20 protein-coding genes are annotated in these 17881 nt (G+C 66.7%); 15 read left to right on the top strand and 5 right to left on the bottom strand.

From position 1 onward, the window contains the following. The first annotated feature begins 44 nt into the window (after positions 1-44). Positions 45-521: a hypothetical protein gene (locus tag ORI27_RS02265; protein WP_265995235.1), complete on the top strand. Its 477-nt coding sequence runs from the start codon at positions 45-47 to the stop codon at positions 519-521. Here ORI27_RS02265 and ORI27_RS02260 read toward each other — a convergent pair. Continuing rightward, positions 511-1128, bottom strand: a complete 618-nt coding sequence (locus ORI27_RS02260) for a TetR/AcrR family transcriptional regulator (protein ID WP_265994888.1) — start codon at positions 1126-1128, stop codon at positions 511-513. The two genes, ORI27_RS02265 and ORI27_RS02260, sit on opposite strands and share 11 nt — an antisense overlap. Before the next feature lie 126 nt (positions 1129-1254). On the opposite strand from ORI27_RS02260, the gene ORI27_RS02255 reads away from it, so the two are divergent. Further along, on the top strand, positions 1255-2586 hold the full coding sequence (locus ORI27_RS02255; RefSeq protein WP_265994887.1) for a cytochrome P450: 1332 nt from the start codon (positions 1255-1257) through the stop codon (positions 2584-2586). Between the two features lie 291 nt (positions 2587-2877). Here ORI27_RS02255 and ORI27_RS02250 read toward each other — a convergent pair whose 3' ends face one another. From ORI27_RS02250 to msrB, 3 genes are all read right to left on the bottom strand, one after another. Beyond that, complete coding sequence (locus ORI27_RS02250) at positions 2878-3309, bottom strand: outer membrane protein assembly factor BamB family protein (protein WP_265994886.1); 432 nt, start codon at positions 3307-3309, stop codon at positions 2878-2880. A 401-nt stretch (positions 3310-3710) separates the two neighbouring features. Next, positions 3711-4220, bottom strand: coding sequence for a peptide-methionine (S)-S-oxide reductase MsrA (gene msrA, locus ORI27_RS02245; protein ID WP_265994884.1), 510 nt, complete (start codon positions 4218-4220; stop codon positions 3711-3713). Continuing rightward, positions 4213-4680 carry a peptide-methionine (R)-S-oxide reductase MsrB gene (gene msrB, locus ORI27_RS02240; protein ID WP_265994883.1) on the bottom strand — a complete coding sequence of 156 codons (468 nt, stop codon included), beginning with the start codon at positions 4678-4680 and terminating at the stop codon, positions 4213-4215. The genes msrA and msrB overlap by 8 nt, the downstream gene beginning before the upstream one ends. Before the next feature lie 119 nt (positions 4681-4799). Between msrB and ORI27_RS02235 the strand changes: the two genes are divergently transcribed. From ORI27_RS02235 to ORI27_RS02200, 8 genes are all read left to right on the top strand, one after another. Beyond that, positions 4800-5300 carry a nuclear transport factor 2 family protein gene (locus ORI27_RS02235; protein ID WP_265994882.1) on the top strand — a complete coding sequence of 167 codons (501 nt, stop codon included), beginning with the start codon at positions 4800-4802 and terminating at the stop codon, positions 5298-5300. Then, a complete protein-coding gene (locus ORI27_RS02230) occupies positions 5297-6319 on the top strand; it encodes an NAD-dependent epimerase/dehydratase family protein (RefSeq protein ID WP_265994881.1) in 1023 nt (340 codons plus the stop codon). The genes ORI27_RS02235 and ORI27_RS02230 overlap by 4 nt, the downstream gene beginning before the upstream one ends. 31 nt (positions 6320-6350) lie before the next feature. Further along, complete coding sequence (locus tag ORI27_RS02225; RefSeq protein ID WP_265994880.1) at positions 6351-6716, top strand: cupredoxin domain-containing protein; 366 nt, start codon at positions 6351-6353, stop codon at positions 6714-6716. A gap of 12 nt (positions 6717-6728) precedes the next feature. Further along, positions 6729-7553, top strand: a complete 825-nt coding sequence (locus ORI27_RS02220) for a class I SAM-dependent methyltransferase (protein WP_265995234.1) — start codon at positions 6729-6731, stop codon at positions 7551-7553. A gap of 24 nt (positions 7554-7577) precedes the next feature. Beyond that, the gene (locus ORI27_RS02215; protein WP_265994879.1) at positions 7578-8948 is read left to right on the top strand and encodes an NAD(P)/FAD-dependent oxidoreductase; all 1371 of its coding nucleotides are present in this window, start codon (positions 7578-7580) and stop codon (positions 8946-8948) included. A gap of 62 nt (positions 8949-9010) precedes the next feature. Next, complete coding sequence (locus ORI27_RS02210; protein WP_265994878.1) at positions 9011-9388, top strand: DUF427 domain-containing protein; 378 nt, start codon at positions 9011-9013, stop codon at positions 9386-9388. Positions 9389-9392: 4 nt separating this feature from the next. Beyond that, the gene (locus ORI27_RS02205) at positions 9393-10316 is read left to right on the top strand and encodes a DNA-3-methyladenine glycosylase family protein (protein ID WP_407666204.1); all 924 of its coding nucleotides are present in this window, start codon (positions 9393-9395) and stop codon (positions 10314-10316) included. 73 nt (positions 10317-10389) lie between these two features. After that, positions 10390-10932, top strand: a complete 543-nt coding sequence (locus tag ORI27_RS02200; RefSeq protein WP_265994877.1) for a Dps family protein — start codon at positions 10390-10392, stop codon at positions 10930-10932. A gap of 5 nt (positions 10933-10937) precedes the next feature. Here ORI27_RS02200 and aqpZ read toward each other — a convergent pair whose 3' ends face one another. Beyond that, the gene (gene aqpZ, locus ORI27_RS02195) at positions 10938-11690 is read right to left on the bottom strand and encodes an aquaporin Z (protein ID WP_265994876.1); all 753 of its coding nucleotides are present in this window, start codon (positions 11688-11690) and stop codon (positions 10938-10940) included. Positions 11691-11966: 276 nt separating this feature from the next. On the opposite strand from aqpZ, the gene ORI27_RS02190 reads away from it, so the two are divergent. From ORI27_RS02190 to ORI27_RS02170, 5 genes are all read left to right on the top strand, one after another. Beyond that, positions 11967-13751, top strand: a complete 1785-nt coding sequence (locus ORI27_RS02190; protein ID WP_265994875.1) for a chloride channel protein — start codon at positions 11967-11969, stop codon at positions 13749-13751. 153 nt (positions 13752-13904) lie between these two features. Beyond that, the gene (locus ORI27_RS02185; protein WP_265994874.1) at positions 13905-14783 is read left to right on the top strand and encodes a sulfite exporter TauE/SafE family protein; all 879 of its coding nucleotides are present in this window, start codon (positions 13905-13907) and stop codon (positions 14781-14783) included. 25 nt (positions 14784-14808) lie between these two features. Further along, the gene (locus tag ORI27_RS02180) at positions 14809-15078 is read left to right on the top strand and encodes a metal-sensitive transcriptional regulator (RefSeq protein ID WP_265994873.1); all 270 of its coding nucleotides are present in this window, start codon (positions 14809-14811) and stop codon (positions 15076-15078) included. Between the two features lie 42 nt (positions 15079-15120). Then, positions 15121-16500, top strand: a complete 1380-nt coding sequence (locus tag ORI27_RS02175; RefSeq protein ID WP_265994872.1) for a rhodanese-like domain-containing protein — start codon at positions 15121-15123, stop codon at positions 16498-16500. Positions 16501-16519: 19 nt separating this feature from the next. After that, positions 16520-17722 (top strand): NAD(P)/FAD-dependent oxidoreductase, encoded by a 1203-nt coding sequence (locus ORI27_RS02170; RefSeq protein ID WP_265994871.1) that lies wholly within the window; start codon positions 16520-16522, stop codon positions 17720-17722. Positions 17723-17881 lie beyond the last annotated feature (159 nt).

Here is a 17881-nt window from a genome sequence, read left to right as displayed (position 1 = left end):
CCCGCCAACGCGACGGGGTCAGCTGTGGCCCGAGTGTGGCGGTGATGGCGGGCGCACTGCTCGACGCCGACTACGGTGCCCCGCTGCGTTCGGCTGACGCGCAGTCGTGGTTCGACGCCGAGCAGATGCGGGTGCACCGCGCGATCAACGTGGTGTGGCCGCACGCGCTGGGCGCGACGCCGGCCGGCGTAGCCCGGGCGCTGTCCGTGCACAGCGCCCCGCGCGGCGTGGTCTACCGCTGGCGGCCGGCGCGCTGTGGTGACCGGCTGGCCGAGGTGTGTGATGCGGTGGGTGCGGGCTGGCCGGTGGCGATGCTGATCGGTGCGGTGCTGCCACGGCACTGGGTGCTGTTGGTCGACATCGACGGCGCCGTGCTGCGCTGCTACGAGCCGTCCTCAGGTGACGTCCTCGATGTGCCGATCGAGGACATCCGGCATGGCCGGTTGTCCCGCCTGGGCTTTGCGCGAGCGTTCGCGTTCGTCGTACCGCGGCCGACTGCGCGAGGCGTGCTCACGTCGTAGTCTTCGGTCCCAACAGGGCCAGTGACACGGCCAGTGCCGGCTCGATGATGTCGGTGACCGGGTCACCGTCCTCGACGGTCTGTGCGGTGAGTTCACGCAGGCCGCCGACCAGAATCACCGCCGCCGCATGCGAGATCGGGGCGAGGCCGGCGGCGCGGAAGCCCTCGTTGGCGCTCAGGTCGACGATCATCGTGGCGAGCCTGCTGAATCCCTTTCGTAGGGTGGGCCGGGCATATTCGCCGAGCGCGGGAAGCTCGCGGATCCAGCTCAAGGTGATGGCCGGCCGCTCCTCGATGGTGTACACGTAGGCGACGACGGCCTGCCGAACCTGATCGGGCCAGGGTGCGCGCGGGTCGACGGCGTCGCGGATGGTGGCAACCAGCTGGTCGTTGTTGGCGGTGAGCAGCTCGGCGAAGCAGTCCTCCTTGGTGGCGAACTGGCTGTAGAACGTGCGCTTGGAAGTGCGGGCGTACCGGACGATGTCGGCGACCGTGGTGTCGCGGTAGCCGCGCTCATCGATGGAGGTCGCCAGCCCGTCGAGGAGCCGCTGTCGGAAGTCGTCGTTGCGGCCGGCCGGGGTGACCTCGGGAGCAGCCGTGGTGGTCATCCGGCTCCTTTCCGTTGCCGACCGATTGTCCGCACCCCTTGTCAGGGGTGGTACCGAAGAGTACCGTACCTCATAAACTAGTGGTACAACGCAGTACCGCGCCAGTGTTTGGGAGGGCCCTCACCGATGAGCGAAGCGCCGATCGTCGACCTGCCGGTCAATACCGAACCAAAGCTGCCACCCAAGCCGGGTCTGCCTGATGTCCTGCTCAGGCCGGCCTTCATCGTGGCTCGACGGCCGATGACGGACTGGCTGTCCCGGCGCTACGGGCGCTGCCTCACGGTGCGGGTGCCCGTTTTCGGCGACACCGTTTTCGTCTCCGACCCCGCACTGACCAAACAGATTTTCACCACCAGTCCCGATGTGCTGTACAACATCCAGCCGAATCTGAGCCGACTTCTCGGTCCGGGATCGGTGTTCGCCCTCGACGGTGCCGAACACCGGGTCCGGCGCAAGCTCCTCACTCCGCCGTTTCACGGCAAGAGCATCAAGGCCTACGAACAGATCGTGGTCGAGGAGACGCTTCGTGAGATCGAGTCATGGCCCGACGGCACGGAATTCGCCACTCTCGAACCGATGATGCATATCACCCTGAACATCATCCTGCGGGCGATCTTCGGTGCCGACGGCGTCGAGTTGGAACGTCTGCGGGACCTCATCCCGCGGTGGGTCACCCTTGGCTCCCGGCTGGCGGTGTTGCCGGCACCTAAGCGCGAATTGCGCTGGACCCCTTGGGGAAAGCTCGCTGAATACCGTCGCGAATACGAGAGTCTGGTCGACACCCTGGTGAGCCGGGCGCAGAACGACCCCAATCTCGAGGATCGCACCGACGTCTTGTCGCTGTTCTTGCGCAGCACTTACGAAGACGGGTCGAAGATGACGCGCGGCGAGATCGGCGACGAGTTGCTGACGCTGCTGGCCGCCGGCCACGAGACCACGGCCTCCACGCTGGCGTGGGCATTCGAGCGGATCTCCCGGCACCCGGATGTGCTGCGTCGACTGGTCGCGGAGGCCGAAACCGACGACAACACCTACCGGCAGGCCACCATTTTCGAGGTCCAGCGCAACCGGACGGTGATCGATTTCTCCGGCCGGCACGTCGAGGCGCCGATCTACGAACTCGGCGAATGGCGGGTGCCACAGGGGTATTCGGTGATGGTCAGCCTGTGTCAGCTGCATGAGAACCCGGAGATCTTCCCCGATCCGGAGCGGTTCGACCCGCAGCGCTTCCTCGACGCCAAGCCCAACACCTTTGCGTGGGTGCCGTTCGGCGGCGGTACCCGCCGCTGCATTGGCGCCGCCTTCGCCAACATGGAGATGGATGTCGTCCTACGGACGGTATTGCGCCACTTCACTATTGCGACGACAACCGCGCCGGGCGAGAAATGGCATTCGCGCGGCGTGGCGTTCACGCCCAAGAAGGGTGGACGCGTCGTGGTGTATCGACGCGGTTCCTAGCGCGAGCAGACGTAAAGGACTCCGACACGCCGGGAGTTGCGACCACTTTGCGTCTGCTCGGCCGGAATTGCTACGTCGACGTCACGGGAGCGAACAGGTTGACCCCACCGCCTGGTGTCAGAACGGTGTAGCCGGGTAGGCAACAGGGTGTTCAGGTACGGGGCAACTGGGGCCAGCGAGGTGTCGGTGATGGCACCGATGCTGGCGTAGATGTTGCCGTTCGGTGCGATGTTGAGAATCCCCTCGGTCCCTTCTGTGGTGTAGCAGATGTTGCGCAGCCCGACGCCGGTTTCAGGATCGAATTCGACCAGGGCCGCACGAACCGGGTACGAAGACCGTTCGGCCTTGGAGATCCACGTTGTTGCCGTAGATGACCGATTCGACGACCGCCCCGTTGACCACCGCCGGGTTGCCGCCGCCGACCGCGACCGGAGCGCCCAGCGTCGGACTGACCGGCATCATCGCCAGGAGGCCCGAAACGTCAGCATCCCAACGCTTTTCGCCACTCGAGTCGAAGGATGTCATGACGTTGTTGCGAGTCGGCACGTAGACATTGCCAGTCTTGTCGACTGCGACGGAAGCGGCCTCCGCGTTGGACTGCGTCGACCAGTCGATCGTGCCGGTTCGGGTATTGAAGGCGTACAGCACGCCATCGTTGTCGCTCGCGTACACCTGAGTGCCGTCGGCCGACACGGTGGGACTCGACCCGCTGCCCGGTCCCATCTGGGTGATGAACGCGACGTTGGTCGCTCCGGGCCCGAATGGTGTGGCCGGTTGGTAGTCAAAGGCGTAAGCGCGCCGTGGCCGGACTCCTCGTCCGTCGCGGCGACAAAGACCCGACCGGTCCGCGCGTCGACGCTGGCGCTGCGCACGATGCCGCCGTAGGCGACCTGCCAGACCGAAAACCGATGATGCCGTGAATGGCACCGGGGATCTCGGTGAAGGGCCGGGCCGACGGTTCGACGTTGGGCGCGGTTTGGGGATAGACGGCGTCATACACCACCTGCGCGTCCACGTCGGGATCCCGAAAAGGGCCCGATCGATGCCTTGGCGTCGGCGCGCTTCATGCACACGCGAAGTAGAGGGCCGCCCACCAGCGGCCCGCTACTTGCTGTGAATGCGACCTAGATCTGTGCCCGCTTCGGCAGCTTCCAACCCGGTCGCGGGAAGTGGCAGGTGTACCCGTTCGGATAGTGCAGTAGATAGTCCTGATGCTCCGGCTCGGCGTCCCAGAAGTCGCCGGCAGGGGTCACCTCGGTGACCACCTTGCCCGGCCACAGCCCGGATGCGTCGACATCGGCGATGGTGTCCAGCGCGACCTGCTTCTGGTCGTCGCCGAGATAGAAGATCGCCGAGCGGTAGCTGGTGCCGACGTCATTGCCCTGCCGGTTCTTGGTGCTCGGATCATGGATCTGGAAGAAGAACTCGAGCAGCGCGCGGAAGTCGGTCTGGGTCGGGTCGTAGACGATCTCGACCGCCTCGGCGTGGCCGGGATGATTGCGGTAAGTGGGATGGTCGTTGTGGCCGCCGGTGTAACCAACCCGGGTGGATACCACTCCGGGCTGGCGGCGGATCAGGTCCTGCATGCCCCAGAAGCAGCCCCCGGCCAGGATCGCTCTCTCGTAGTCACTCACGTGCGTCCTCCTTGGAAGTCTCGAACAAGCTCTTGTACTCGCCGTAGCCCTGTGCCTCGAGGTCGTCGAGTCTGATGAACTTCAGCGAAGCGGAGTTGATGCAGTAGCGCAACCCACCCTCGGCACGTGGTCCGTCGGTGAACACATGACCCAGGTGACTGTCGCCGTTTGCCGAGCGGACCTCGGTGCGGACCATCAGGTGACTGAAGTCCCGTTTGGTCACCACGTTGGACGCCTCGATCGGTTTGGTGAAACTGGGCCATCCGGAGCCGCTGTCGAACTTGTCCACCGAGGCGAACAACGGCTCACCGGAGACGACGTCGACGTAGATGCCGGGCTCGTGGTTGTCCCAGTACGCGCCGGTGAATGCGCGCTCGGTGCCGTTCTCCTGAGTCACCCGATACCGCTCGGGATCCAGCGCGGAGACGGCGGCGGGATTGCGGTGATAATCGTGCGGCATGCCCGGTTCAACGGTGGAGGACCGTTCGGATACTCCCGTGTCACCGATCCGTCAGAAATGCCCCTGCCTGCGCTCAATTCCTCGACAAGGACTAGTAGAACGTGTTCTAGTTTGATCTTGTGGCGCGATTCTCTCGTGAAGAACTGACCGAAGCTTTCGCAACTTTCGAGGAGACGGTCGCCGAAGCGGCCCGAACCCGCGACTGGGACGCCTGGGTCAATCAGTACACCCCCGATGTCGACTACATCGAGCACGCGATGGGCACGATGAAGGGCCGCGACGAGGTGCGGGCCTGGATCAATCGGACCATGAACGCCTTTCCCGGCAGCCACATGACGGAGTTCCCCGCGCTGTGGTCGGTGGTCGACGAGGACACCGGGCGGGTCATCTGCGAACTCGACAACCCGATGCGCGACCCCGGCGACGGCACGATCATCAGCGCCACCAACATCACGATCCTCACCTATGCCGGGGACGGGCTGTGGTCACGAGAGGAGGACATCTACAACCCACTGCGCTTTCTGTCGGCCGGGATGAAGTGGTGCAAGAAGGCCCAGGAACTCGGCACGCTCGACGACGAGGCGGCCGCCTGGATGCGTGCCAACGGCGGGCAGAAGTGAGTACCGCGCCCAAACTCGTCATCGGGGCCAACGGCTTCCTCGGCTCGCACGTCACCCGCCAACTCGTCGCCGACGGGCATCAGGTTCGGGTGATGGTGCGGGACGGTGCGTCCACCCTCTCCATCGACGACCTCGACGTGCAGCGGTTCGTCGGTGACATCTGGGACAACGAGGTGTTGCGCGCGGCGATGGACGGCTGCGACGACGTCTACTACTGCGTCGTCGACACCCGGGGGTGGCTGCGGGATCCCGCGCCGCTGTTTCACACCAATGTCGAGGGCACCCGCAACGTCCTCGAGATCGCCAAGGGCTCGGGCTTACATCGATTCGTCTTCACTAGCAGCTACGTCACTGTCGGCCGCCGCAGGGGCAGGACGGCCAGCGAAGACGACATGATCGTCGACCGCGGTCTGACGCCCTACGTCCGCTCGCGGGTGCAGGCTGAGGAGCTGGTGCTGCGCTACGCGCGCGAGCAGGGGCTGCCCGCCATCGCGATGTGCGTGTCCACGACCTACGGCAGCGGCGACTGGGGCCGCACCCCGCACGGTGCGATCATCGCCGGGGCGGCGTTCGGCAAGCTGCCGTTCGTCATGGGCGGCATCGAACTGGAAGCCGTCGGCGTCGACGACGCCGCCCGCGCGATGATCCTGGCCGCCGAGCGTGGCCGGGTCGGGGAGCGCTACCTGATCTCGGAGAAGATGATCAGCAATGCCGACGTGGCGCGGATCGCGGCGCAGGAGGCCGGCGTTCCACCCCCGGCCAAGACGATCCCGCTGCCCGCCGCCTACGCGCTGGCAGCGTTGGGGACCGCCAAAGCCAGGCTCCGCGGCACCGACGAGAAGCTGTCGCTGGGCTCGCTGCGGCTGATGCGGGCCGAAGGCCCGCTGGACCATGGCAAGGCCGTCCGCGAACTGGGCTGGCAACCCCGCCCGGTCGAGGAGTCCATCCGCGAGGCCGCGCGCTTCTGGGTCGGTCTGCGGTCGGCCAAACAACGGGCGAAGGCCGCCAAGCCGGACTGAACCGGCGTCGCGACGATTACGTGTCCCGCGTATGACGCCACGCATAGTCGCACTGCTCGCCAGCATGATGGTCCTGGCCGGGTGCTCCGCAGGGACGACGCCGACACCGGCGCCGGCGACATCCTCGCCCGCATCGACGCCCGTCGCCAACGGTGCAACGGTCAACATCGCCGACTTCAAATACACCTCGCCCGCCGCGGTGCCGCCGGGCGCCACGGTGACCGTGACCAACTCCGACGGCGCCGAACACACCGTCACCGCCGACACCGGCAACGCGTTCAACGTGGAGGTCGACGGCAAGGGCACCGCCACGTTCACCGCGCCGAGTCAGCCCGGAACCTATGCCTTCCACTGCACCTATCACCCGATGATGCACGGCCAGCTGATCGTTCAGTGACGCCGGGCTAGCCTGGCGTCCGTGCCGAGAATCACGGTCGATCTGCACGGTCCGCCACAGACGATGTTGGCGACGTTGTACGCCAAAGCCCTCGATGCCCAACGCCAACAGCCCATCTTGCGAGACGTCTGGGCCATGGATGCGGTGGCTCACATCGACTATGACTGGACCAAGACGACCATCACCGACCGGATGTCCCCGGCGGTGACCACTCGCGCCCTGCATTTCGACACGTGGGCCCGGCAGTTCCTGGCCCGCCACGAGCGCGCCGTCGTTCTGCATCTCGGCGCTGGATTGGACAGCCGCGTCTACCGGCTCGACCCCGGGCCGGGCGTCGAGTGGTACGACGTCGACTACCCGTCGATCATGCAGCTGCGCGAACAGATCTACCCGCAGCGAGCGCACTATCACCGAATCGCTGCGTCGGTCACCGACCCCGGCTGGCTCGATCAGATCGCCGCCGACCGTCCGGTGCTCGCCCTCGCTGAGGGCCTGACCATGTACCTCACCGAATCGGACGGCATCGCGCTGCTGCGTCGGATTGTGGACCGTTCCCCTTCCGGTGAGCTGCAGTTCGATGCTTTCAACCGGTTCGGTGTTCGCAATCAGTGGCTCAACAGCGTGGTCCGGCGGTCGGGTTCGACATTGCACTGGGGGATCGACGGCCCCGACGACATACTCGCGGCAGTGCCCGGAGCGCGGCTGCTGGCCTGGCTGTCTCCCTTCGAGGCGGACAGCTTTCGCGACGTGCCGCGCAACTATCGGGTGATGGCCCGGGTGATGGCCCTGGTACCGGCATTGAAGACGATGGCGCAGTATCACCGTTACGCGTTCTGAGCGCCAGCTGCCAAGATTCTCGCCATGGCCACGATCAACGGCGCCGTATCGCACTGGTTCACCGAACTTCCCCAGCCCCGTCCCGCCCTGCCCGGCGACCGCGACGCCGACGTGTGCATCGTGGGTGCCGGCTACACCGGGTTGTGGACCGCCTACTACCTGAAGAAGGCCGACCCGTCCCTGCGGATCACCGTGCTGGAGGCCCGGTTCGCCGGCTTTGGCGCGTCCGGGCGCAACGGCGGCTGGCTGTCGGGGCTGGCCCCCGGCCACCGCGGGCTGATGGCCAAGACGTACGGGCGCGACAGCGTGGTGGCCTGGCAGCAGACCCTCAACGCCGCCGTCGATGAAGTCATCGCGGTGGCCGCCGCCGAGAACATCGATGCCGACATCGTCAAGGGCGGCAACCTCGAGGTGGCCCGCAACGCGGCACAGGCCCAGCGGTTGCGGGCCGAGGTCGACGAGGACCGCGAATGGGGCACCGACGGTATCGAAATGCTCACCGCGGCCGAGGCCGCCGACCGGATCCGGGTGGACGGCCTGGTGCTCGGCTCGTTCAACCCGCACTGCGCGCGGATCCAGCCGGCCAAGCTCGCCCGCGGACTGGCCGACGTCGTCGAACGCCTGGGCGTTGCGGTCTACGAGCAGACCCCGGTGACGACGATCAGTCCGGGGCGGGCGCAGACCCCACACGGTGTGGTTCGTGCGCCGATCGTGCTGCGCGCCACCGAGGGGTTCACCGCGCGGATGGCCGGGCTGCGGCGGCGTTGGCTGCCGATGAACAGCGCGATGATCGCCACCGAGCCGATGCCCGCCGACACTTGGGCGAGCATCGGCTGGGCCGGGCGGGAAACGATGGGCGATTTGGCACACGGGTTCTTCTACGCACAGCGCACCGCCGATGACCGCATCGCGATCGGTGGCCGGGCAGTGCCGTATCGCTACGCCTCGGGCATCGACCACGACGGTGCGGTCGGTGCGGACACCATCGGCTATCTGACGGGCGTGCTCAACACGGTGCTGCCGCAGACGCGTGGGGTGCCGATCGCCCACGGTTGGTGCGGGGTACTCGGTGTGCCCCGCGACTGGTCGGCCGGGGTCAGCCTGGACCCCGTCACCGGTCTGGGCGAGGCGGGCGGCTACGTCGGTCACGGCGTGACCGCGACCAACCTGGCCGGCCGGACACTGACCGATCTGGTGCTCAAACGGTCCACCCCGTTGACCGCACTGCCCTGGGTCGGCCACCACTCCCGCACCTGGGAACCCGAGCCGTTGCGGTGGCTGGGGGTGCGCGGGATGTACACCGCGTACAAGATGGCCGACCGGCACGAGGCGGGCGGACGGGCCACCACGTCGCCGATCGCCGTCGTGGCCGACGCGATCGCCCGTCGGCCGTAATCGGGAATCATGGGTGCCAGACGGTGTTGCATCGACTACCGCGACGCGCAGGAGGAACACCCATGACCACACGAGAGATCAAGCAGCCGACAGCCGAGCACCCGATCACGATCACGCCGACCGAGGGCCGCGTGCGGGTGCGGGTCAACGGTGAACTCGTCGCCGACACCCGCGCCGCGCTCGGCCTGGCCGAATCCACCTATCCGGTCGTCCAGTACATCCCGATCGGTGACGTCGACCCCGCCGTCCTGACCCGCACCGACACCCACACCTACTGCCCGTACAAGGGGGAGGCCGGCTACTACACCGTCACCACCGCGGGCGCCACGGTCGAGGACGCGATCTGGACCTACGACGAGCCCTATCCGGCGGTCGCGGCGATCGCCGGGCACGTGGCCTTCTATCCGAACAAGGCCGACATCACCGTCAACCCGGACTGACCCGGTGCCCCCGAGTCCGTGCTGGGAGCGCACACTGACCTTCCCCGGCCCGGTGAGCCCAGGGCTGACGCTGGCGCCGCACCGCCGGGGCCCCGGCGATCCGTGCTACCAACTCGACGGCGAGCGGGCGATCTGGCGGACCAGCCTGCAGGCCAGCGGCCCGGTCACCGCCCGGATCCACCGCGTTGCCCCCGATGCCGTCGGCTGCCAGGCCTGGGGCGAGGGTGCCGAGGAGTTCGTCGACGCGTTGCCCGCGATGCTGGGCGCCGACGACGATGCGGGTGACTTCCGCCCCCAGCACCCGGTGGTCCAGGCCGCCGCGGGTCGGGTCCCACATCTGCGACTGGGCCGCACCGGGCGGGTCTTGGAGGCGCTGATCCCCGCGGTGATCGAGCAGCGGGTTCCCGGTGCCGACGCGTTTCGCGCCTGGCGGTTGCTGGTCACCAAGTTCGGTGGCCCGGCGCCGGGCCCGGCTCCCGCGCGGATGCGGGTGCCGCCGTCGGCCGAGGTGTGGCGGCGGATCCCGTCCTGGGAGTTCCACCGCGCCAACGTCGACCCCGGCCGCGCCCGCACGGTCGTCGGATGTGCTCAGCGGGCGGCCGGGCTGGAGCGGCTGACGGGTCGCGACGCCGCCGAGGCGCGCGAAGCCCTCGCCACACTTCCGGGTGTCGGCGTGTGGACGGCGGCGGAAACCGCGCAGCGGGCGCTCGGTGACGCCGATGCGTTGTCGATCGGCGACTACCACATCTCGAAGATGATCGGCTGGACACTGATCGGCCGGCCGGTCGACGACGCCGGCATGGTCGAGTTACTCGAGCCGATGCGCCCGCACCGGTATCGCGTCGTACGGATGCTCGAGGCCAGCGGTCTGGCCTACGAACCGCGTCGCGGCGCCCGGCTGCCGGTTCAGCGGATCAGCAGTTTGTGACCGCTCCCCGGATTACCCGAACGGCAACCCGGGTATGCGCCGTCATGACGTACGACTGCGAAAGGAGCGATTGATGGGTTCCAAGTTCACTGTCCCCGGAATGTCGCAAGATAACAGCCGCAAGGTCACCGATCTCCTGCAACGGCAGTTGAGCACCTACAACGACCTGCACCTGACTCTCAAGCATGTGCACTGGAATGTCGTGGGCCCCAATTTCATCGGTGTGCACGAGATGATCGACCCGCAGGTCGAGCTGGTCCGCGGCTACGCCGACGAGGTCGCCGAGCGGATCGCCACGCTCGGCGGGTCGCCGCAGGGCACCCCGGGTGCGATCCTCAAGGACCGCACGTGGGACGACTATTCGGTGGGTCGGGACACCGTCCAGGCACATCTCGCGGCCGTCGATCTGGTCTATGACGGCGTCATCGAGGACGTCCGCAAGGGCATCGCTGCCACCGAGGACCTCGATCCGGTGACGCAGGACATCCTCATCGGCCATGCCGCCGAACTGGAGAAGTTCCAGTGGTTCGTGCGGGCACATCTCGAGAACGCCGGTGGCGCACTGGCGCACGCGGGCGCATCGACGGAGAAGGATGCCGCCGGCGCCGCGCGCTGATCTCCTCAGGACTCCAAGGCGGCGTCGCGCACCGGCCGGTCCGCCAGCTCTTCGCCACGGCCGAACAGCAGTGGGTACAGAACTCCGGCCAGCGCCGCACCGACGAGCGGCGCCAGCCAGAACACCCATAGCTGGGCTGGGGCGCCGGCGCCGTTGAAGAACGCGACCCCCGTCGAGCGCGCCGGGTTGACCGACGTGTTCGAAATCGGGATCGACACCAGGTGGATCAGCGTGAGCATCAGACCGATCGCCAAGCCGGCGAACCCCTTTGGGGCCCGGTCATCGGTTGCGCCGAGAATGACCATCAGGAACAGGAAGGTGAGCAGTGTTTCGGCGATCACCACGGCAGCCAGCGAGTAGCCGAACGGGGAGTGCTCGCCGTAGCCATTGGCCGCCATGTGACCGGTCGGCGTGAATTCCGGACGACCGCTGGCGATCCAATAGATCATCGCGCCGGCGGCGAGACCGCCGATGACCTGGATCGCCCAATAGCCAGGCAGCGCCTTCCATTCCACCCGCCTGGCCAGGGCGGCACCCAATGTCACGGCCGGGTTGAAATGCCCGCCCGAGATCGTGCCGAACGCATACACGCCGGCGAGCACCGTCAGGCCGAAAGCCAGTGCTACCCCGGAGAAGCCGATTCCCTTCCCGCCGCCGGGGCTAGCGGCGAAAACGGCTGCGCCGCAACCGCCGAATACCAACAGGAACGTGCCGACGAATTCCGCGGCCAGCCGGTGCGCCATCGTGGGAGCGGTCATGGGTCAACCCTTCGCCATTGAATCGGGTCCGTGCGCTGAAGCCTCGCACGGCTGCCGGACAACCGCACCAGACTTTGCTGAATCGTGTTGAGACAGTGATCTTGCGGGGTGTGCTCAGCGTTCGGCGAGGGCGTGTTCATTCAGGGGGTGTTGCGGGTGACGATCAGTGGACCGGTGTTGGTGAACCGGAAATCCGGCAGGTGGTCGATGTGGACGTGAGGGTCTCGGCGGGAACCCGATCACTCATGCAGTATGCAACTATTGCATACTGCGATAGTGAATGATCGTCTCGGAATGCCGCGCCGGATCCCGGTGCCGAGACGCGCACAGTGGGTCAGCTGGCTTCGGGGCAGCACGTCGGCGCTGGTGGCGCTCGCCATCGCCGTCGGCGCGGTGACCGGCCTGGGCGCCGTCGGATTCCGATTCCTGATCACCTTCTTCACCCGGATGTTCACCGGGTATGAGGATTACTCCGGCCTGGGCAGGATTCCGAGCACGCACTGGCCGTGGCTGGGTGTCTGGTTTCTGCTCTTGGCCCCGGTGGTCGCCGGGGCGGTATACGGCCCCATCGTGCATCACTTCGCGCCCGAGGCGCGCGGGCACGGCGTGCCGGAGGTGATGTACGCGGTCAGTCACAAGGGCGGACGAATCGCACCGCAGGTCACCTTGGTCAAAGCGCTGGCCTCGGCATTGTGCATCGGCGGCGGCGGATCGGTCGGCCGCGAGGGACCGATCGTCCAGATCGGCTCGGCCGCCGGTTCCACCGTGGCGCAGATCCTTCGGCTCGACGTCTCACGCGTCCGGCTCTTGGTGGCGTGCGGGGCGGCGGCCGGTATCTCGGCGACCTTCAACGCGCCGCTGGCCGGTCCGTTCTTCGCGATGGAACTCATTCTCCGCGACTTCGCCGCCCAATCGTTTGGCGCCGTCGTGTTGTCGAGTGTCGCCGCCGACGTCGTCGGGCGGGCGATGCTGGGCAACCATCCGTTCCTGTCGCTGCCGTCGTTCGCCGTCCGCAGCCCGACCGAGTACCTGCTGTACGTGGTGCTCGGCATCGCCGTCGGCGTGGTCGGCGTGGCGTTCTCGAAGATTCTCTACCTGGTCGAAGACGCCTGCGACTGGCTCTGGCGCGGACCGGAATGGGCCAGGCCGGCCGTCGGTGGTCTGCTGCTGGGTGCGGTTCTGTTGGCGCTGCCGCAGATGTACGGCGTGGGCTATCCGGTGCTGGAGAACGCGGTCGAGGGTCACTACTTGATCGGCATGCTGGTGCTGTTGATGGTCGGCAAGATGTTCGCGACCAGCCTCACCATCGGGATCGGCGGCTCGGGCGGAGTGTTCGCCCCGACACTGTTCATCGGCGCGATGGCCGGCACAGCGTTCGGGACGATCGCCCACGACCTGTTCCCCGGCGTCACCGAGTCCGCGGGCGCGTACGGACTGATCGGCATGGGCGCCGCGCTGGGCGGCGCGACCCGGGCACCGATCACCGCGGTCGTGATCCTGTTCGAGCTCACCGGTGAGTATTCGATCATCCTGCCGCTCATGGCGGCGGTGGTGATGGCCGCGGGCACCGGCCACCTGCTGTCCAAAGACACCATTTACACCGCCAAGCTGTGGCGCCGCGGCATCGATCTCGACAGACCACCCCCGGAGTTGCCCGACCTGCGTGCGGCCGATCTCGCCGTCCCCGCTCCCGATCCGCTGGCGGTCGACTGTTCGCTGGGTGCCGCGGCGAAGGCGCTGGCGGACACGGCATTCGGGATGCTCCCGGTGGTGACCGGTGACGGACGCTACGCGGGTTGTGTCGCCGCCCAGGACGTCGCCGAGGCGCTCGAAGGCGCGAATGCGCCGCCCGTCATCTCGGACCTAGTCCAACCGGCGACGACCATCGGCGCCGACGCCAAGGTCAGGGATGTCCTCAACGCGCTGAAGGGGCGCGGCGGCACCGGCTTGCCGGTACTGGATTCCGACCGGACCTCGCTCATCGGCTGGGTGACCTACGAGACGGTGCTGTCTCGGTTGCACCCGGAACCGGGGCCGGCCGCGCCCTCGGCAACTGCCTGACGCCGACCGCTGACCGACGGTCGTTTTAGCAGCTAGACCGCGATTCACGGGAATGTGACGCAGGACCCTTGCATATACCTATGGGGGTATGTAGTGTTCAAGGGAGCATACCCCCATGGGTATATCGGACTCGATGAACGGACGGTGAATCCGGTGATCGCATTGACAGTTGTCCTGGCTGTTCTGGTCGGCGTCTCGCTCGGCCTGCTGGGCGGCGGCGGATCGATCCTCACGGTGCCGCTGCTGGCGTATGTCGCCGGCATGGATGCCAAGCAGGCGATCGCCACCTCCCTGTTGGTGGTCGGCGTGACCAGTGCTGTCGGAGCGGTCTCGCACGCCAGGGCCGGGCGGGTGCAGTGGCGCACGGCCCTGCTGTTCGGCGCGACCGCTATGGTCGGTGCCTACGCCGGCGGCCATCTTGCGAAGTTCATTCCGGGCAGCGTTCTGCTCATCGGCTTCGCCCTGATGATGATTGCCACCGCCGTCGCCATGCTGCGAGGGCGCAAGAGCACCACGGAGTCGGCTCATCCCAAGGAGCATCTTCCGATCCTCAAGATCGTCGCCGAAGGCGTGGTCGTCGGTTTGGTGACCGGTCTGGTTGGCGCGGGAGGCGGCTTCCTGGTGGTCCCTGCCCTGGTACTGCTGGGCGGCCTGCCGATGCCGGTCGCCGTCGGCACGTCACTGGTCGTCATCGCGATGAAGTCCTTTGCCGGACTAGCCGGTTACTTGTCCGTGGTGCAGATCGACTGGACGGTCGCCGCCATGGTCACCGCCGCCGCGGTGCTCGGCGGGATCCTCGGTTCCCGCTTCGCCGCAGTCGTCAATCCCGATGCGCTGCGCAAGGCATTCGGCTGGTTCGTGCTGATCATGTCCGGCGTGATTCTCGGGCAAGAGGTTCACGCCGCGGTGGGCATCACCGTAGTGATCCTGACCGGCATCGGCGCGGCAATCATGTTCGGCTGCAGTCGCATACAGACCTGCCCGCTGCGCCGGAGCCGAGCTCAGACGGCAGCCCGGACAAGTGCGGCCTGACCAGCGATCCGAGAGGAGAATCACGATGCACGGCAACCACGACAACTCGACGGACGTGCTGCACCGGCTGCGGCGCGCCCAGGGACAGCTCGCCGGAGTGATCTCCATGGTCGAGCAGGGCCGCGACTGCAAGGACATCGTGATCCAGCTCGCCGCGGTATCGAAGGCGCTCGACCGCGCCGGATTCAAGATCGTCGCAACCGGATTGCGGGAATGCGCAACCGGAATCGGGTCCGATGGCGACACCCCACCGACCGAGGCCGACCTCGAGAGATTGTTTCTCGCGCTGGCCTGATCTGACAAACCACACAGAGAACCACACAGAAGGGAAACTCCGATGAAGTTCAACCAGTACTACCTGGACTGCCTGTCGCATGCGTCCTACCTGATCGGCGACGAGACCACCGGCCGCGCGGTCGTGATCGACCCTCAGCGCGACGTGTCGGAGTACATCGCCGACGCCAACGAACTCGGCATGAAGATCGAGCTCGTCATCGAGACCCACTTCCATGCCGACTTCCTCTCCGGTCACCTGGAGCTGGCGAAGGCGACCGGAGCGAGGATTGTCTACTCCTCGGTGGCCAAACCGGAATTCGACTTCATGCCCGTCGACGACGGTGAGCGCTATTCGCTGGGCGAGGTGCAGCTGGAATTCCGGCACACCCCCGGCCACACCCCCGAGTCGCTGAGCATCGTGATCTACGAACGCGCCGGCGACGATGTGCCCTACGGCGTGCTCACCGGTGACACGCTGTTCATCGGCGACGTCGGCCGTCCCGACCTGCTCGCTTCGATCGGTTTCACCCGCGAGGAACTCGCCGACAAGCTGTACGACTCCCTGCACGGCAAGCTGATGACGCTGCCCGACACCACCCGGGTCTACCCGGCGCACGGTGCGGGGTCGGCATGCGGGAAGAACCTGTCCACCGATCTGTGGTCGACGATGGGTGAGCAGCGCAAGACCAACTACGCGCTGCGCGCTCCGGACAAGGCGACGTTCATGGAGCTCGTCACCGAGGGTCAGCCGCCCGCGCCGGGCTACTTCGTCTACGACGCGATCCTCAATCGCAAGGACCGCGAACTCCTCGACGAGACGAAAATGCCGCCGGCGATGACCTATTCGGAAGTGCGTAGCGCACTGGAGAACGGCGCCATGCTGGTCGACGGACGCACCCCCGAGGAGTTCGCGCAAGGACACCTCAAGGGCGCGGTGAACATCGGCCTGGAAGGCCGCTACGCCGAGTTCGCCGGATCGGTGGTCAAGCCCGACGTTGACATCGTGCTGGTGACCGAGCCGGGTCTGGAATTGGAAGGCAAGAACCGGTTGGCCCGGATCGGCTTCGATCGCGTGGTCGGCTACCTCGCCGAGCCCTACCAGGTGATGTTCACCCATCGCGGGGATGTCGAGGTCGCCTCCCGGCTGACCACCAACGCGTTGTCCGAGCGGATGGCCGACGTCCCCGAGTTGCAGATGGTCGACGTCCGCAACCCGGGTGAGGTCGCGGCCGGGGTGATCCCCGGGGCCGTCAACATCCCGGTGGGTCAGCTACCCGACCGCGTCGGTGAGCTCGATCCCCGCAAGCCGACGGTCGTCTATTGCGCCGGCGGCTACCGCTCCTCGGTCGCGGCCAGCCTGCTTCGTCAGTGTGGCTTCGCCGATGTCAGTGATGTCCTCGGCGGCTACGGCGCCTGGGAAGAAGCCGTCCAGAACGCCTGAATCGAAACGGAGTACCAAGATGACCATCAAGGCCAAGCACCAGATCCTGATCGTGGGTGGTGGGACCGCCGGCATCACGGTCGCGGCCCGCCTGCGTCGCAAGGGCTACGCCGACGTCGCCGTGATCGAGCCCAACGATCAGCACTACTACCAGCCGCTGTGGACCCTCGTCGGCGCCGGCCAGGCCAAAGCCTCGACGACGGTCCGGCCGGAATCCTCGGTGATGCCCAAGGGCGTCACCTGGATTCGCAACGCCGCCAGCGCGTTCGATCCGGACGCCAACACGGTGACATGCGCCGACGGCGCCACCTATGAGTACGACGCGTTGGTGGTGAGTCCGGGCATCCAGCTGGACTGGAACCGGACCGAGGGACTAGAACGCGCCCTCGGGCACAACGGGGTTTCGTCGAACTACAAGTTCGACCTTGCGCCGAAGACGTGGGAGTTCATCCGCAACACCCGATCGGGGTCGGCGGTGTTCACGATGCCATCCGGACCGATCAAGTGTGGTGGCGCACCACAGAAGATCGCCTACCTGGCCAGCGACTACTGGCGGCGCGAGGGCGTCCTGGACAAGATCGACGTTCACCTGGTGCTCCCGACGCCGCGGGCGTTCGGCATCCCGGAGATCGCCGACAATCTGGACAAGGTGATCGCGGACTACGGGATCCAGCTGCACACGATGTCGGAAGTCACCGCGGTGGACGGCGATTCGAAGAAGGTCTCGTTGTCGGCGGTGGGCGAGGGCGGAACGGACGGCACGCTGGCCTACGACGTGCTGCACGTCGTTCCGCGGCAGTCGGCGCCGGACTGGATCAAGACGAGTCCGCTGTCCACCGGCGATGACAACGGCTACGTCGATGTCGACAAGTTCACCATGCAACATGTCCGCTATCCCAACGTGTTCGGTCTCGGCGACGCCGGGTCGACGCCCAACTCCAAGACCGGTGCCGCGGTCCGCAAGCAGGCTCCGGTGGTCGTCGAGAACATCGACGCCTACCTCAAGGGCAGGCCGTTGTCGGCCGAGTACGACGGCTATTCGTCGTGCCCGATCGTCACGTCATCGCACGACATGCTGCTGGCCGAGTTCGACTACGACCTCCGGCTGGAGCCGTCTTTCCCGATTCTCGATCCCACCAAGCCGCACCGGCCGTACTGGTATCTCAAGAAGTACGGACTGCCGTGGCTGTACTGGAATCTGATGCTGAAGGGTCTCGCCTAGGCGCCAGCAGACGCAAACGTCCCCGACACACTGTCGGGGACGTTTGCGTCTCTCTCGAAAATTGGGTGACCCAAGCTGGGTGAGCGGTTGCTCGCTGGTGCTAGGCGGCGTTGGTGCGGGGTTCGAGAGTGACTTTGTACCCCAAGGTTTCCAGTTGTT

Source organism: Mycobacterium pinniadriaticum (assembly GCF_026242045.1).
GTDB classification, from domain to species: Bacteria; Actinomycetota; Actinomycetes; order Mycobacteriales; family Mycobacteriaceae; genus Mycobacterium; species Mycobacterium pinniadriaticum.
The sequence above is the reverse complement of the archived record's forward strand: the minus strand, read 5'-3'. Positions and strand labels throughout refer to the sequence as shown.

What these genes read in the sequence shown, in the direction of transcription:
- ORI27_RS02170 (WP_265994871.1), top strand. Translation starts at nt 16,520, where the DNA reads ATGACCATCAAGGCCAAGCACCAGATCCTGATCGTGGGTGGTGGGACC.
- aqpZ (WP_265994876.1), bottom strand. Translation starts at nt 11,690, where the DNA reads ATGACCGCTCCCACGATGGCGCACCGGCTGGCCGCGGAATTCGTCGGC.
- ORI27_RS02180 (WP_265994873.1), top strand. Translation starts at nt 14,809, where the DNA reads ATGCACGGCAACCACGACAACTCGACGGACGTGCTGCACCGGCTGCGG.
- ORI27_RS02210 (WP_265994878.1), top strand. Translation starts at nt 9,011, where the DNA reads ATGACCACACGAGAGATCAAGCAGCCGACAGCCGAGCACCCGATCACG.
- ORI27_RS02225 (WP_265994880.1), top strand. Translation starts at nt 6,351, where the DNA reads ATGACGCCACGCATAGTCGCACTGCTCGCCAGCATGATGGTCCTGGCC.
- ORI27_RS02175 (WP_265994872.1), top strand. Translation starts at nt 15,121, where the DNA reads ATGAAGTTCAACCAGTACTACCTGGACTGCCTGTCGCATGCGTCCTAC.
- ORI27_RS02250 (WP_265994886.1), bottom strand. Translation starts at nt 3,309, where the DNA reads ATGGGACCGGGCAGCGGGTCGAGTCCCACCGTGTCGGCCGACGGCACT.
- ORI27_RS02200 (WP_265994877.1), top strand. Translation starts at nt 10,390, where the DNA reads ATGGGTTCCAAGTTCACTGTCCCCGGAATGTCGCAAGATAACAGCCGC.
- msrB (WP_265994883.1), bottom strand. Translation starts at nt 4,680, where the DNA reads ATGCCGCACGATTATCACCGCAATCCCGCCGCCGTCTCCGCGCTGGAT.
- ORI27_RS02215 (WP_265994879.1), top strand. Translation starts at nt 7,578, where the DNA reads ATGGCCACGATCAACGGCGCCGTATCGCACTGGTTCACCGAACTTCCC.
- ORI27_RS02265 (WP_265995235.1), top strand. Translation starts at nt 45, where the DNA reads ATGGCGGGCGCACTGCTCGACGCCGACTACGGTGCCCCGCTGCGTTCG.
- ORI27_RS02255 (WP_265994887.1), top strand. Translation starts at nt 1,255, where the DNA reads ATGAGCGAAGCGCCGATCGTCGACCTGCCGGTCAATACCGAACCAAAG.
- ORI27_RS02260 (WP_265994888.1), bottom strand. Translation starts at nt 1,128, where the DNA reads ATGACCACCACGGCTGCTCCCGAGGTCACCCCGGCCGGCCGCAACGAC.